Origin of the sequence: Nostoc sp. (assembly GCF_036919815.1) — a bacterium.
In the GTDB taxonomy this organism is placed as follows: domain Bacteria; phylum Cyanobacteriota; class Cyanobacteriia; order Cyanobacteriales; family Nostocaceae; genus Nostoc.
Window position 1 is genome coordinate 46710 of record NZ_JBALCE010000040.1, and the last position, 14902, is coordinate 61611.

Genomic DNA, 14902 nt, shown 5'->3' on the forward strand with positions numbered 1-14902 from the left:
ACACCAAATAGGAAATAGAAAACTGGATTTAATTCTACTTCGTCTTTGATTAATAGGACTTACGCAAAACTACATACGGTAGGGGCAATTCATGAATTGCCCCTACCTGAAAATCAGGGTTTCGGCTATTGTTTGCGTAAGTCCTGGATTACTACAAAATTTTTATATCTTCTCCTGGTTGACGGTTAATCAAAAAAACTTAGGTATTATTACGATGTGTTAGTGGTAGTACAAAGAAGAGGTAAAACTTGGCTTTACTAAACTTTATCAGAAAAATAAATCATGATTAGCAAATTAAATACAATTTCCAAAATTTAATTGAAGATTCTATTAAGTATAAATCTCTAAAATTTTTAATCCTAAATAAATAGCATAAATTGTTATTAGCAATACAGATAATAATTCAAGACTTACGCACTCAAAACCTGAAACTTCGTTCGCGTAGCGTGCGCTTCGCGCACTCCCCTCTAGCCCCCCTTTTTAAGGGGGGGGATATTAAAGCGACCACGGATGATTTTGACCCACTGTTGCGCCAGCTTCCCGCAGGGTAGGAGAGTTCAGTGAGGGTTTTAAACCGCAAGCTCGCTTGGGTAGTTGACCAACGTCAGCATCGCAACAGTTATTCATAAATCTGATTCTTTCGTTGGTTTATTTGCCCAGATTCCGCTTCATTTGTTCTAACTCATCTTGGGTTTCCCAGCGCTGAAACTTTTCTTCTAAGTCATCAAACCCACCAGAATAACTGCTAGTTTGATTCGACCAGCCATTGGTTTCCAAACGCTGCTGAGTTTGTGCTTGAGTACGGGCTGTCTGTGCTTCGGCTGCTTTAGCTTGCACCTCCTGTCGGCGCTGCTGAATTTTTCGCAGTAGTTCTTGAGATTGGTTAATGCGTTCTTTCAGCCCTTGCATCTGTCCCCAGCGCTGATTTCCTTCCCGCAACAAGGCTGCTTCTCGCTCACCCGCCGCAGTCGCCAAATCCTCTCTGCCAGCGTTTTCAGCTTTTTGAACACGGATATGCCAACGCTGAATTTCTTGAGCGGTGGAGAGAATTTCTTCTTGCGATCGCTTCTCTTGTAATTGTAAGTCTGCGATCAGCTTTAATGTGTCTTCCTCTTGCTCACGCAGCTGTTCTAGCAGCGCCTCTAACTCCAAATGTGGATTGTTACGCAAGAATTCTTCTAAACGATTTTCTAGAAACCGACTCAAATCATCAAATAAGCCCACTGCTAGAACTCCAGAGATCGGGTGCGTGACTATTTTATTGTAAATAATTATCGTCGTCGGCGGAATGTAAATTTTAATAGTTCCCGTCAGATGCACTTCTGGGTGTTAGTTAGATTTCAAACTTGGGAAGAATGTATTTGGTGAAACTACGCAAGCAACCCTGACTTACAAGATCAGGCTTTAAAAAAGCATGAGTTCTGATTTTCAACCGCCGCCTAAGAGCTTGTCCATACTAGCTTCTGTAGGAGGAGTCCTGACGGCTGCGATCGCGATCGCAATTTTAAATGTTTGGTCTAAGCAATTTTCCCAGACTTCTCTAGAAAAACCGAAAATATCAACATTCCAAAGTGCTTCAGCCCAGTTGCAACAACCAGATAAACCCCAACGCCCTGTTTCTTCTGCTAAAAAAGCTGAAATAATTGCGAGGCTGGATGCGAAATCTCTGGTTTTACCAGGTAAACCCATCCCTAAAAACCAACTAACAGTAGCTATAATACCCTATGTTGCTCCTGGAGTTGGAAAACTCACCCCAGAGGAAACGACAACTGCGCGTCAGGCTTGGTTATACTTCCAGCGCAACTGGAACGATGAAACTGGCTTGGTCAATTCTGTTGATGGCTTTGCCTCTGTAAGTATGTGGGATCAGACAGCAGCGATCGCAGCTTTAGTTAGTGCTAGAGAACTCAATATCGTACCGATGGCTGAATTTGAAGCCAAAATGAGTAAAATGTTGAAGACTCTGGCATCAATGCCCTTATACAAAGGCGAACTACCCAACAAGGTCTACAATGCAAAAACCCTCGTACCTGTTAATTATGGTCAACTAGAAAAACGCGAAGAAATTGGTTGGTCAGCGATTGATTTGGGAAGGATGGGAATCTGGTTGAAGATTGTTGGCGCAAAGTATCCACAAATGCGATCGCAAACGGCAGCAGTTTGGAAACATTGGCAAGTCAAGCGTCTAACCAAAAATGGCCAAATGTACGGTACTGCCGTTATCAAAGGCAAAGAACAGTATAACCAAGAAGGTCGCTTAGGTTATGAGAATTATGCTGCCTATGGTCTGAAGCTTTGGGGCTTGGATGTTAAGCAAGCCTTAGATTATCAGTCTCATACTGCCTTTGTTAATCTTTACGGAGAGGGAGTTCCTTACGATCGCCGCGACTATAAAAACTCTGGAGCTAATAATTACGTTCTGAGCGAACCCTATATCTTAGATGGCATCGAAACTGGGTTTCAAGCTTTGCCTAAAGCCTATGCTGATCGGATTTTAGCTGCTCAAGCAGCGCGTTATCAAGCCACAAAACAATTAACCGCCGTCACCGAAGACAACTTAGATCGCTCTCCATACTTTGTTTACAGCAGCCTGTTTGTCAACGGCGAAGCTTGGACAACCATTACAGATACCCGACAACAGCACAATGATTTGCGATTTCTCAGTGCCAAAGCTGCGATCGGCTGGCATGTACTTTATAACACTGTTTATACCCGCCAGTTATTTGATTTTGTCCAAGGCAACCTCAAGTCAAAAGATGGCTGGTACAACGGTTTCTATGAGTCTTTGCATCACCCAAATAAAACTCTTACCGCCAACAATAATGGCGTAATTCTAGAGAGCTTACTGTATAAGCAAGTTGGACAACCGCTTACCATTTGGGCAGGAGTCACGTTGCTTCTCTAACGAGACGCTGCGCGTAGCTCGCTTCTCCGTAGGAGTACGCTCCGAATTCAAAATTAATGATCCCCATAAATAAATTTAGTTGCTCTGTAATAAGGACCGGAGGCGGAGCGTCTCCGGCTCCGCTTCGTATTTCTTGCGCTGTGCGTCTCCGGCTTTGCGCCGAATTTAAAAGCGCATTGCTTCTCGAAATACATTTTTTTCTTCTCCATAAATAAATTTAGTTGCTCTGTATCATGAGTCTTTGTCGGTCAGAAGTCACACAATTTTAGATTTTAGATTGACCCCAGCAATCAAGTCACTAGTTCTGTTATTTCATTTTAGATTTTGGATTTTAGAATTACCCTTTGAATGTTTATAACCACCAAAAAGTAGGTTATTAATCTTGCGTTTAAGTTTTTGCATAAATCTGCTTTGGTCTTATTTGGTTACTTAATAAAAAGTAGGTTTGCACAATAAAACCTATGTATGTTTAGTTTTGGAAAAACTGCGAAGTCACTGATTTATAAGCTGTTCGCTGATTTTAAATTTCGTCACATAGGTTGATTTTTTAACGCGGACTTACTTATCTAATATTATTCGTATCCTTCTTCAGAATGATTATCAGTCAAAAAAATTAAATACAATACATTCTTTGCTCGCTTCTGTTCAGAGAGTTTTAATCAGCACTAATCATACTGTAGGTAGATTCCAAATAAATGAGATAATATGAAAATGAAAATATAGTTACAAATATTAATAATTTGCGATTGTGCATGAAATACTGTTTCTGGAGATGGAAAAATGGTTTTTATGGAAAGTAAGCGCTTGTTCTTCGTTGCTGACTTTCCATCTGTACAACTCGGTAAAGACTTTTCTCAACCTTTAGTCCAAATACCGCCGTCACCGCATTGTGAAGTTTGTGTAATTGTTCCAGTTCGCAATGAAGCTCAGACTTTAGCAGCAACCCTTACTGCCCTGACACATCAAGTTGATCTAGAAGGACAGCTTTTAGATCCCAGACGCTACGAAATAATTTTGTTGGCAAATAATTGTAGCGATGATTCAGCAGCTATAGCCCGAACTTTCGCTCAACAACATCCAGATATCGCACTGCATATAGTTGAAAAAACTCTCCCTCCTGCGGAAGCCTATATTGGTCGAGTGCGTCAGATTTTAATGGATGAAGCATACCATCGTTTGTCTAGTTTAGGACGCACAAGGGGGGTAATTGCTTCAACTGATGGAGACTCGCAGGTTAGCCCAACTTGGATTGCTGCCAACCTGTATGAAATTAGTTGTGGTGCTGATGCTGTCGGTGGGCGAATTCTTGTTGAGCAAGCTGGTCGTGCTAATCTACACCCTTACGCCAGAACTTGCTATCTGCGTGAAGTAGGCTACCGCTATTTAATTACCGAATTAGAAACTTATCTTGATCCCGACCCCTATGACAGCTTTCCCCGCCATTATCAACACTATGGAGCAAGTTTGGCAGTAACAGCAGAAATGTATGCATTAGCAGGAGGCTTACCACCAGTGCGGACTCCTGAAGATGTAGCTTTTTACCGTGCCTTAGTACGGGTAAATGCCCGTTTTCGCCACAGTTCCCTAGTGCGGGTAGTAACTTCGGCAAGACAAATCGGACGTACCAATGTTGGTTTAGCAAATCAGCTCAGTCAATGGATAGAAATGGGACAGCAAGAGCAATCATTTCTAGTCGAGCCAGCAGCAGCTATCGAAACTCGTTTTGTTGCACGTCGCCAATTACGAGTGATGTGGTGGTACGTTCTCAATGGTTATCAGCCAAGTCATCCCAGTGTTGTGTCCTTGGCAGAGATGCTGGGAGTTTCAGCCCAATGGCTTGTGCAAAAATTGACCCAACCTTATACCTTTGGTCAATTGTTTGAACTGGTCGAAGAACGCCAGCAGTCAGAACAAAGGTGGGCTTCGCGCTGGAAATTTGTGAAAATTGAACAAGCAATTGGAGATTTGCGCTTGCGTCTTGAGAGTTTGCGTCAGTAATTGCTAAGGGAAAGCGTCACCCTAGAGTAGGGTAACGCTTCCAAAGTGGTTTATTTCTCAGACTCGCTCGAATAAATCAAGTCGATATTCTTCCTCGCGTTGACCTTTTAAATGCCGCAGTTTATTTGAGGGTAACTCCAAAAACGAGTCGTGAACTTCATCCCCACTTAAAGGATAATCACAGGCATAGAGTGTCCAATGAACTAAAAGTAAATGTCCTCCTAGTTCCAGGTGTTCTAAAATGCATTGTTGGGATTTTTTCAGGTCTTCCCAGCCCCAGTAATAGCCAACTTCCGAGACTAGGGTCAAATCAAACATTTCATCAGGATATTCCTCTGGGACACGCATAATCTGGAAGTTGACATTGGAGAGATGCTGACAGCGCTTTTTTGCTTTATCCTGAGCTAGTTTTGACACATCAACTGAGAATAATTTGTCACAACGCGCTTGTAGCTTTTCAGTTAAAACGCCAATGGAACCACCGATTTCAAAGGCAGACCGATAGCGCTCTTTAGGCAGAGCTGCGATCGTGGTTGCATATTTGTTAGCTTCATAAACGCTTGTCTCAAACTTCCACGGGTCAAGATTTTCACTGTAGAGTTTATCGAAGTAGCTGGGTGGTAGAGAATTGGATTGTAACGGGTTCATCGGTTTTCCTCTATATAAACTTCCCAAGGATGAGTGAAGTTCGCTAACATTTCGGCACTCAGGCGAAAGCCTTCTGGGTCATCATCAATTAAGTCTGTAATTTGAGAACGATAAGCAGCGATCGCTTGCTGTTTTAACTCCAGTACCGTGCTAATATTCAACCGCCAGGTTGTCACCTCAAGAGATGCTGGCAGACTCCCCCGTTGCTGGCAATCCCAATCCCAAATAGGATACTCAATCAATCGGGGGGATAAACGCAAACCATCTAGGACTGTGTGAATTAACTTCCACGTCGCTCGGTGGTCTGCGTGAGGGTCATATCGCCACGGTAAAAAGATAATTTGTGGGGCGACTTCTGTGATATGAGCACAACAACTAGCGACTGCGCTTTGATACTGTGTTGAAATTGACCCATCCTGCATTCTACAGAAGGTGACATGATTAACCTTTACACCCAGCAATTTCAATGCTGATAGTGTTTCAGCCTCCCGCAAACATCGCAGTCTATCTGCGGGATATTTCTGGGAACGAGGGTGTGAAAGAGTACCATCACTGATGACTAAAACTTGCACATGACAATTTAAAGACCGTAACAGTGCGATCGCACCCCCACAACCTAATGTCTCATCATCAGGATGGGGTGCAACAATTAGTACCGGACTACAAGCAATCTCGTTAACTGAACGCCAGGGTAAAACACTAGGATTGCTTAGTGGTGATGTAATCAAGCCAAATTTATTCATCGTTCCAAAGCAGACAAGCAGGATTACTTTGCTGCAAGACATACTTCCCGACATTTGCCAAGGCCGCATCAAAAGCAGGTTGACGCAGATATATACTTAAATCTCGGATAATACGTTCAATTGGATTTGGTGGTAGCAAGCCGCGAGTCCCAACAGAACGTTGACACAATTGCATCACATCAATGCAAATTTGTTCAATTGCTGTCCTTACCATGTTTGCATAGGCGACGAGTTGATCTGCTTGCGGGTGGGGAACCGTGGGATCGCCACCAAACACCGGCGCATACGCTGCTACCTGATCCGCAGCCCCGCGCAGCCAGAGATTACCACTTTCAATAGCGATCGCCATTCTGCCAAGCCGTTCCTGTTGATATGGATCATTTGTATATTCCAACTTCTGGAGATACTCACGAGTCAGGTTAAACAGTGCTTCTGCCCCACCTAGTTGCACTGCGGCAAACCGAATCACCCCAACAGACAACCAGGGCTGTCGAAAGTAATCTCCTACCCCGGCGATTAAAGCGCTCTGCTCCAACTCTACACCGCTAAAATCCACTTTATAACTAGCAGTAGCTCGCATCCCAGAAGGTTGCCACCAAGCTGGATCACTAACTGTTGTCACTTCGTCCATCGGCACAATGCACATTTGCCAACCGCCTTCTGGCAAGACTCCATTCACGAAAGGACGTTCAACATAGCCTGCACCAGTACAAAAGGTTTTAGAACCTTCCAGCCGATAACGTCCATTCTCAAAAGGAATTATTTTCACACCATCAGAGGCTTCAGCATTCCAAACCCCAAATATTTTATGGCGATCGCGGGCATCACGAGCGTAGCTGGTAATTTGTTCTCTAGAACCAAAAGTCTGAATCAGTTGCAGAGCGTTGATGTGTCCTTCATAAATTCGGCCAACTGCCAGATTACCATACCCCATCTGCTTTAATAATATTAAAAGCTCGTAGGTAAGATTAGCATCAATTCCTGCACCCCATCCGCCTAATTCTTTCGCCAATGGTGCAGCTAACAACCCCGCCTTAGCAATCAGTTCAAATTCCTGCTTCGGAAAAGCAGTATTATAATCTATAGCACTGGCATTCTTTGCACAATAATCAGCAATTTCCCTAGCACGTTTTAGATCCAGAGCAATGTTGGAATCATGGCATTTTGGGATGACGACATTCTGTGATAACTGGATGCTAATAACCGACTCCTTTCTGTAACATTTATTTATATATTGTTGATAGTAATGAAATTAAGCCAGTTAATACCTCTATCTTTTGTGTGATTCTATACTCCAGAAAAAGGGAGAAAACTAAAACACCTCTAAGAGGTTGTTTTAAAAGCGTCTTTTGCTTTTATAGTTAGCATAACGAAGCATCTCAGTAGATCATTATTTGCGGCGACGTGGGATTTGGTTAACAATAAGCTGTTCCACATTTAACTTGCATAATTAAGGCAGGCAAGATGCCCACCCCACAAGAGTTTGATTTAATTCGATTGTCTAGTTTAGATGTTTTTTAGCTTACCACGCAAGTCGAATGAATGCAGACCGGATAAGTTTGACAAATAGGATTTATCCCCAGCACAGCCTAGTTGAACGATGCAACAAAGCCGCTTAAAAGACAATACAGTTCAGTTAAACATTTCTTCCTTCTCTTCCTTCTCTTCCTTCTCTTCCTTTGCGTCCTTCTCTACGAGACGCTGCGCGTAGCTTGCTTCCACGAAGTGGTATGCGTCCTTCTCTAACGAGACGCTACGCGTTGGCGGAAGCCTCTCGCAGAGAAGGTGGTAGCCTGCGGCAAGCCGAAGCGTCTACGTTAAAAAAAATTCACTTTGACAACACAACAGTTAAACCTTAACCCAAGTGTATTGGCTTAAAAGAGATATTACCAAAAGAAGATTTAAATTACTACCAGCCGATCCCAAAGGTTTTAACCGAGATACAGATGGCATCGCGTATAAACCTTAGAAGCAGCAACATGAGTTTAGTTGCTGCCTCATCCCTGATTTGAGCAGCTAATGGTTAAGACTGCGGATTTTGCCGAAGCCCTAACAAGTTCCCGTCAATATCCTTGAAGACAGATAATTGCACTCCATGACCGACATCGGTAATTGGGCCAACTTCAACTCCTTGTTCAATCAGGCTTTGACGAGCAACAACTATATTGTTTACAACAAAGGTACTAACAGTACTACCTGTTTCAACTGAGTTACTTAAGTTCAGTCCAATTGCAAAGCGCCCAATATCAGGGAGGCTCAGCTGTCTCCAGTTAGGAGTGTCATATTTGTCTTCAGGAACAAATCCGAGCTTGGACTTGTACCACTCGACACTAGCTTCCAGATTCGTAACGTCTACTTTAGTGATAAAACTATATTCACCAAAGGTGTTTTTCAATGTCATAATCTACAGTGCTAATCCAAAACTTTTGCCAATATAGATATTATCAACCTTTTTGACGATTAAAAACACTGTAACTTTATCGTTAAACAGTAGTTTAATATTTACCCTAACCAAGCGGGATTCATGGCTGTACTGTCATTTTGGTTTGTAGTCTTATATCGTTCGTACTGCCCTTTAGCCGCGGCCTCACGGGTACGCGCTAACAGTGCTGTAACTCGTGCCTGATCCATTGGCTCAAACGTGCGGACTGCCTCAAAAGCTTGGTCTAAAATTCTCATGCTATCGATGCCAGTAATCACCACTGAGGTTGGTAAATTCATGGCGTAGTGCAGGCAGTCAATGGCGCTGACCGTGTTGCTTCTGAGAATGTAGGACTCCCCGATCGATTTCATTCCCAATACACCAATGTTGTTTTTGACTAGCACAGGTAAAACCTGATGTTCAAAACTTCTAAAATGGGCATCCATTACATTCAATGGCATCTGTACCGTATCGAAACGGAAACCATTTTGTGTGGCGGTTGAGAGCATCTGAAGGTGAATCTGGGGATTTTTGTGTCCTGTGAAACCGATATAGCGAATTTTGCCTGCTTTCTGGGCTTCGACGACTGCCTCCATTGAGCCGCCAGTGCCAAAGACTCGATCAGGGTCTTCAAAGCGCAGTATTTCATGATGCTGGATTAAATCAATGTGATCTACCTGCAAATCTTTGAGCGATTCATCAATCTGCATCTTGGCAGCGCCTTTGGTGCGACCATCGATTTTGGTCATTAAGAAGACCTTTTGCCGATAACCGTTCTTAAGAGCATTCCCCATCCAGCGATGGCTACGTCCGTCGTGATAGTCCCAAGAGTTATCCATAAAGTTGATGCCGCGATCAATGGCACTGCGGATCAGCTTAATACTTTCTTGCTCCTCTTGAATTTTCCCAATGTGATACCCACCCAAGCCAATTACAGATACTTGTTCTTGGGTACGTCCGAGGGTACGATATAACATCTCGCCGCGTCGAGTTGGAGTGGCTGTTTCGGCTAGCAGTTGATTCGTTTGCTCAACAGGTTTTGTTTGGGCTAAGAGTGGTTGCAAAAATCCTTCTGAAGCCAGTCCTGCTGCCACTAATCCCGAAGCCGAAGCAGCTTTCAATAAGCTACGTCTACTGATATCCATAACTATCTTTTACAAGTAACAACAGGAAATGAGTTGTATAGTAGCACGACAATCTCGCAAAAGAATTCTAACTCAGGTGTGTTGTGAGACATTGGACATCTCCAGAAATTAAATATGCGTTATCCAGAACCCTTGTAGAGAGGTAGCAGTGCTACGTCTCTATATTCATTTTCTTTTCCTTTGTCTAAATGGGAAAAGCTTGTTAGATGTCTGGTTTTTGCAGCCATCGGGCAACCATACCCGCCAAAACTCCACCTAAAATGGGGAAGACGATGAAAATCCAAAGGTCAGCCAATGCCCAGCCGCGAGTAAAGATAGCTGTGGCTAGCGATCGCACCGGATTGACGCTGGCATTGGTAATAGGAATCAGGATAAGATGCGCCAAGATCAGCGCTAAACCTATGGGGATTGGTGCAGACAGCTTGAGAGCGCGAAAAGATGTTACGCTCAAGATCAGCAGCACAAAGCCACAGGTAACGATGAATTCGGCTAATGCACAAGCCCACCAGCTATAGTTACCAGGGGAGTGAATTCCCACCCCATTAGAACCAAAGTTGGCTGTTGTAAACTCCGGCTTCCCCATGCAAATCAAAAACAGGATAGTAGTCCCCCAAATTCCGCCAAGAACTTGACTGCCGATATATGGCAAAACGTCTCCGAAATAAAACCGATTGGCTACCCAAAAACCAATTGTGACTGCGGGGTTGACGTGACATCCACTGATCGAACCAAAAGTATAGGCGGCAGTCAACAAACTTAAGCCAAAAGCGATCGCCACCCCAGTAACTCCAACCCAAGGTACTGAACCAGAGATCACCGCAGTACCCACGCCCATCAGAACCAACCAAGCTGTACCTAGAGCTTCCGCCAAACATCGTTTTGCTAAGGAGTAACGATTCATGATAAGTGCCATAACTGGCTAGACGTGATTAATACTTGCATACATTAGCCGAATGACATTAATATCAATACTCGCTTCTGGATTATTAAGTATAAAAGGTAACAACCTACTGTCGATTGGCTTATTTAAAGGACTTCCAAAAAATAAATCATCCTAAATTATTTGTATATTTGTAGGGGGTATTGCCATAGGCCCCAACGATGAGATATTTTGTTAATTGGAAGTCCCTAAAAACTTGATGAAAAATTAAATTTATTCCCTTTCTACATAGCTTTAGACAAATCTGGCTTTTCCTTACAGCACTTTTCATTTCCATAAACTACAAAGCAGATGGTAGTACAGCAATGCTGTACCATAGGGCGTGATCTATTTACCTGAAAACATTGGTGTTCTTCACAGTGTACCAGAGATGAATGCAGAGTTATAGCGAGACAATTAAGGGGACAAATTATGGCTATTTATCTAGACAGTGCGATCGCATCGGAAGCTGAAGTTGTTAAGCTTTGGGGATGGGTAAAAGGCATTACAACAAATCCCACGCTGTTGGCTCAAAGCGATACCCCACCAGAAACCACGCTCAAAAAATTGGTTGCCTTGACAAATGGCCCGTTATACTATCAACTTATGGCATCTGATAAAAATGGGATGCTAGCTGAAGGTAGAAAAGCTTTCGAGATTATTGGTTCACAAACAATTTTAAAGATTCCCGCAACACCGTTAGGTTTTGAAGTGGTGGCGAGTCTATCCTCAGAAATTACCTGTGCGGTGACAGCAATTTACAGTGCAGCACAGGCAGCAGTAGCACGGGAAGCTGGAGCTAAAATTGCCATAGCTTATGTCAATCGCGCTAGCCGGTTGTTAGGTGACGGTATTGCTTTGGTGCGGGATATGGCTAGCGTACTCAAAGGTACTGATATTCAAATCTTGGCAGCTAGTATCAAATCTCCTGAAGAAGCCGCCGCGTCATTGCAAGCTGGGGCGGATCATTTAACTTTACCATTGGCAATGTTGCAGGCGATCGCTACTCATGAATTTTCACAAAAAACGGTTGAAGAATTTGCTAAAACAGGCATCGGCTTAAAATAATTCGTAATTCGTAATTCGTAATTCGTAATTAAATATGAGTTTGTCAGATATACCTAATCTCTGGGTTCCTCTAGCGCTTTTAGGTTTAATTGTTATAGCTGCTGTATTTTTCAGTCGCAGCAGTTGATATTTAACAGGACTTACGCAAAAAGGCAGTGAAAGGCTTGATTCCTCGTAGGGGCAATTCATGTAGCTTTAGCCGACCGCAGGGTATTGCCCCTACATTTTGTACTTGATGCGTAAGTCCTATTTAATTATTATTGCTTTACGGCTCATAGCGTGTATTAAATAAATCCCACCTAACCATGAGACACAAGAGCAAAAAAAACCCAGGTATAATCTGGGTTGATTCCTATTTGCAGTTGTGAGTTGAATTTTGATTGAGAATACAACCAAAAACCTTTAATCCACTGCTGCTTTAGCTTTGGCTTTTGCCTTTACCTTTCGCTTCATCATCAGGCCGACTATACCTACTGCTATTGAGCCACCAGTAGTCATAGGTTCGGGGATAGTAGAGAATCCAGAACTCTGAAACACGGGTGACGCTTGAGAGCTGGACAGAAAGGAGTTGAAGTTCCTAGCTGCGTCTAGGTTTTGAGTTTGTGTGAGTACAGCAGAGCCATAAACAATCGGAGAGTAAAGGTTGATAGGCGGAGTGTATGCAATTTTGACTTTATCAAGTGCTGTTAGAGCGTCTGTGGTGTAAACAACGCCCGCATCTATACTATCATTAGTGGCGCTTGACACTTTATCTAGTACATCACGCACACTCGATCCGAAGACAAGTTTGGGTTGGATTTGCCCCGATATCCCGGAATTGGTAAATAATTCCTGGGCGAATACTCCTGCTGGAACAACCGTAGGATTACCAATAGCCACTTGACGCACCTGTGGCTGTAATAGGTCTTGAACGCTTGATATAGATATGGTTGAATTTATCGGCGTGATTATAGCCAAGGTGTTGTTTAGTATGTTTTGCCTGGTTCCTTCTATTAGTTTGTTGGCATTTTCCAGAGTATTTAACGGTGCTTGGGATACTGAGAAGAAGATATCTACTGGATTTGTTCCCGCTAGGATTTGATTAGCGAGAGTACCAGAAGCCCCGAAGGTATTGTTAAAGGTGACGTTGGGGTTGCTTTGCTGGTAAAGTGCCTCAACCTGGGGTAGGGTGTCGGTCAAGCTGGCAGCAGCATAGATGTTAATCGGACCACTAAATGTGGCAGCTTGTGCTGGTTTAGCTTGGATTACACCAAAACCCAAAGCAATGCTAGCGGTAGCCAGTGCTAATTTGTACCTTTTTTTCATGAAATATTTCCGTAGATTTAATGTGCGAGTTACTACAATTTTTGAAATTCCAAATCTTGCACCCAGCCTTGAAGGTTTGCTTTTCACTCCATCCAGAAGATAGGGTAAGAAGAAGTCATAGCTGGTAAGCAATCTTTGTTAGTTATGTATTTAAACCTACTTTAATGTCCAATCAATTACAACTAGTTTGAAAGCATCTTTATATAAAAAATACAGTCATCTATGTACTTATACTGCCATAGAACCACTTCAAATACCAAGAAAGTAGGTTAATGCATCTGTACTATAGAGAAAATTTTGTATAAAGTTATTTTAAAAATATAATTTTTCTATTTAAAGAAGTATATGCATCTGACTTTTGACGGCAATTGTTCAAAAGCAATCTCTCAAACGGATTCTATATCAAGTATATTCACTGATAGTACGGTTGGTAAAATTGGGTGTTCAAGGAAACAAACAATGTCGCGCTGGTGGTCAAAAAATTTTGCTTTGTCTCAACTGGGCGATCGCAGACTAAATCGACGAGCCACAGAAATTGGTAAAATATTGAGTCAAGGATTTGGCGCAACTTACTTTCAAGTAAACAGAAAAGGAGTACCTGCACAGATGGGAAAAGGGAGGTTAGAAGCATTCAGCGATGGGGTGATTGCCATCATCATCACCATTATGGTGCTAGAAATCAAAGTGCCGCATGAATCCGATTTAGCCGCGCTACGTCCGCTAATTCCGGTATTTCTGAGCTATGTACTGAGTTTTATTTATATCGGCATCTACTGGAACAATCACCATCACCTACTACAAGCAGTCCGCCACGTTAATGGGCGTATACTTTGGGCTAATCTGCATTTGCTGTTTTGGTTGTCGCTAATTCCCTTCGTCACTGGCTGGATGGGTGAGAATCACTTTGCCGCCTTGCCAGTTGCCCTTTATGGTACGGTGTTGTTGTTGGCTGCGATCGCTTACTTCATCCTTACCCGCGCCCTGATTTCTCACCAAGGTAGGGATTCGACTCTAGCGATCGCAGTCGGTGGAGACTTGAAGGGAAAAGTATCAGTGGTGTTCTATGCTGTAGCAATTCCACTTGCCTTTGTGAACTCATGGTTTGCCTGTGCATTATACGTTTTAGTTGCAATTATGTGGCTGATCCCTGACCGTCGTATTGAGAAAACTCTGACTTCTTGAACGAATTACGTTACTAGCTTAGATTTTGAAACGGGAATATCGCGTTTATGGCGATTCCGGCATTGTTGACCAAAATATCGATTTTACCAAAGCGTTCAAGTGTTTGCTCAAATAACCGTTGGATGTCAGCTACTTTGCTAATATCTGCTTGGATAGCGATCGCTTCTACTCCCAACTTTTCAATTTCCGCAACAACTTCCTCTGCTTTGCCTGCATTACCCGCATAATTAACGACAACAGACGCACCGTTACCAGCTAACTTGAGTGCAATCGCTCGTCCAATTCCCCGCGATGCACCTGTGATAATTGCAACTTTTCCTGCTATAGATGTCATCATCTAAACCCAATCGCCCTACTAAACTTGACAGAATTTAAGTGCTAAGCTGTTAGACATTTAACTTGCATATTACCTGGAAGTAAAAATCTTGTGGGGTGGGCATCTTGCCCGCCCTCGTTATGCAAATTAAAAGTACATTAGCTTAATCACACAGGTATTGTCTTGACCATAGTCTAAAGACATCTTTTATAAGCTGTCTGTCTTCGTTAACCAAAAGCTCATCTGGTTGA

At 42.9% G+C, this 14902-nt stretch carries 15 protein-coding genes; 5 read left to right on the forward strand and 10 right to left on the reverse strand.

Features of this window, described 5'->3' with window-relative positions:
* Positions 1-495: 495 nt before the first annotated feature.
* Positions 496-627 carry a hypothetical protein gene (locus V7K15_RS10875; RefSeq protein ID WP_334905507.1) on the reverse strand — a complete coding sequence of 44 codons (132 nt, stop codon included), beginning with the start codon at positions 625-627 and terminating at the stop codon, positions 496-498.
* Between the two features lie 21 nt (positions 628-648).
* The gene (locus tag V7K15_RS10880; RefSeq protein WP_334905508.1) at positions 649-1224 is read right to left on the reverse strand and encodes a TIGR04376 family protein; all 576 of its coding nucleotides are present in this window, start codon (positions 1222-1224) and stop codon (positions 649-651) included.
* 190 nt (positions 1225-1414) lie between these two features.
* Here V7K15_RS10880 and V7K15_RS10885 point away from each other — a divergent pair, with 190 nt between their 5' ends.
* The gene (locus V7K15_RS10885) at positions 1415-2905 is read left to right on the forward strand and encodes a DUF3131 domain-containing protein (protein ID WP_334905509.1); all 1491 of its coding nucleotides are present in this window, start codon (positions 1415-1417) and stop codon (positions 2903-2905) included.
* Positions 2906-3694: 789 nt separating this feature from the next.
* Positions 3695-4903, forward strand: coding sequence for a glycosyltransferase family A protein (locus V7K15_RS10890; protein ID WP_334905510.1), 1209 nt, complete (start codon positions 3695-3697; stop codon positions 4901-4903).
* Positions 4904-4960: 57 nt separating this feature from the next.
* On the opposite strand, the gene V7K15_RS10895 is transcribed toward V7K15_RS10890, so the two are convergent.
* From V7K15_RS10895 to V7K15_RS10905, 3 genes are read right to left on the reverse strand one after another with little or no spacing between them, the layout of a single operon-like run.
* The gene (locus V7K15_RS10895; protein WP_334905511.1) at positions 4961-5551 is read right to left on the reverse strand and encodes an SAM-dependent methyltransferase; all 591 of its coding nucleotides are present in this window, start codon (positions 5549-5551) and stop codon (positions 4961-4963) included.
* The gene (locus V7K15_RS10900) at positions 5548-6294 is read right to left on the reverse strand and encodes a PIG-L deacetylase family protein (protein WP_334905512.1); all 747 of its coding nucleotides are present in this window, start codon (positions 6292-6294) and stop codon (positions 5548-5550) included. The genes V7K15_RS10895 and V7K15_RS10900 overlap by 4 nt, the downstream gene beginning before the upstream one ends.
* Entirely contained in the window at positions 6287-7525 is a 1239-nt protein-coding gene (locus V7K15_RS10905; protein ID WP_334905546.1) for an acyl-CoA dehydrogenase family protein, read from the reverse strand. The genes V7K15_RS10900 and V7K15_RS10905 overlap by 8 nt, the downstream gene beginning before the upstream one ends.
* A gap of 499 nt (positions 7526-8024) precedes the next feature.
* On the opposite strand from V7K15_RS10905, the gene V7K15_RS10910 reads away from it, so the two are divergent.
* The gene (locus V7K15_RS10910) at positions 8025-8153 is read left to right on the forward strand and encodes a hypothetical protein (protein WP_334905513.1); all 129 of its coding nucleotides are present in this window, start codon (positions 8025-8027) and stop codon (positions 8151-8153) included.
* 164 nt (positions 8154-8317) lie between these two features.
* Here V7K15_RS10910 and V7K15_RS10915 read toward each other — a convergent pair whose 3' ends face one another.
* The 3 genes from V7K15_RS10915 to V7K15_RS10925 form a co-directional block, all read right to left on the reverse strand.
* Entirely contained in the window at positions 8318-8695 is a 378-nt protein-coding gene (locus V7K15_RS10915) for a VOC family protein (protein ID WP_334905514.1), read from the reverse strand.
* A gap of 101 nt (positions 8696-8796) precedes the next feature.
* Entirely contained in the window at positions 8797-9861 is a 1065-nt protein-coding gene (locus V7K15_RS10920; protein ID WP_334905515.1) for an aldo/keto reductase, read from the reverse strand.
* Between the two features lie 202 nt (positions 9862-10063).
* Positions 10064-10762 (reverse strand): aquaporin, encoded by a 699-nt coding sequence (locus tag V7K15_RS10925; RefSeq protein ID WP_334905516.1) that lies wholly within the window; start codon positions 10760-10762, stop codon positions 10064-10066.
* A gap of 450 nt (positions 10763-11212) precedes the next feature.
* On the opposite strand from V7K15_RS10925, the gene V7K15_RS10930 reads away from it, so the two are divergent.
* Entirely contained in the window at positions 11213-11848 is a 636-nt protein-coding gene (locus V7K15_RS10930) for a transaldolase family protein (RefSeq protein WP_334905517.1), read from the forward strand.
* Positions 11849-12250: 402 nt separating this feature from the next.
* On the opposite strand, the gene modA is transcribed toward V7K15_RS10930, so the two are convergent.
* Entirely contained in the window at positions 12251-13153 is a 903-nt protein-coding gene (modA, locus tag V7K15_RS10935) for a molybdate ABC transporter substrate-binding protein (RefSeq protein WP_334905518.1), read from the reverse strand.
* A gap of 459 nt (positions 13154-13612) precedes the next feature.
* Between modA and V7K15_RS10940 the strand changes: the two genes are divergently transcribed.
* Positions 13613-14335 carry an IS4/Tn5 family transposase DNA-binding protein gene (locus V7K15_RS10940; protein ID WP_334905519.1) on the forward strand — a complete coding sequence of 241 codons (723 nt, stop codon included), beginning with the start codon at positions 13613-13615 and terminating at the stop codon, positions 14333-14335.
* 13 nt (positions 14336-14348) lie between these two features.
* Here V7K15_RS10940 and V7K15_RS10945 read toward each other — a convergent pair whose 3' ends face one another.
* Positions 14349-14672, reverse strand: coding sequence for an SDR family NAD(P)-dependent oxidoreductase (locus tag V7K15_RS10945; protein WP_334905520.1), 324 nt, complete (start codon positions 14670-14672; stop codon positions 14349-14351).
* Between the last annotated feature and the right edge of the window lie 230 nt (positions 14673-14902).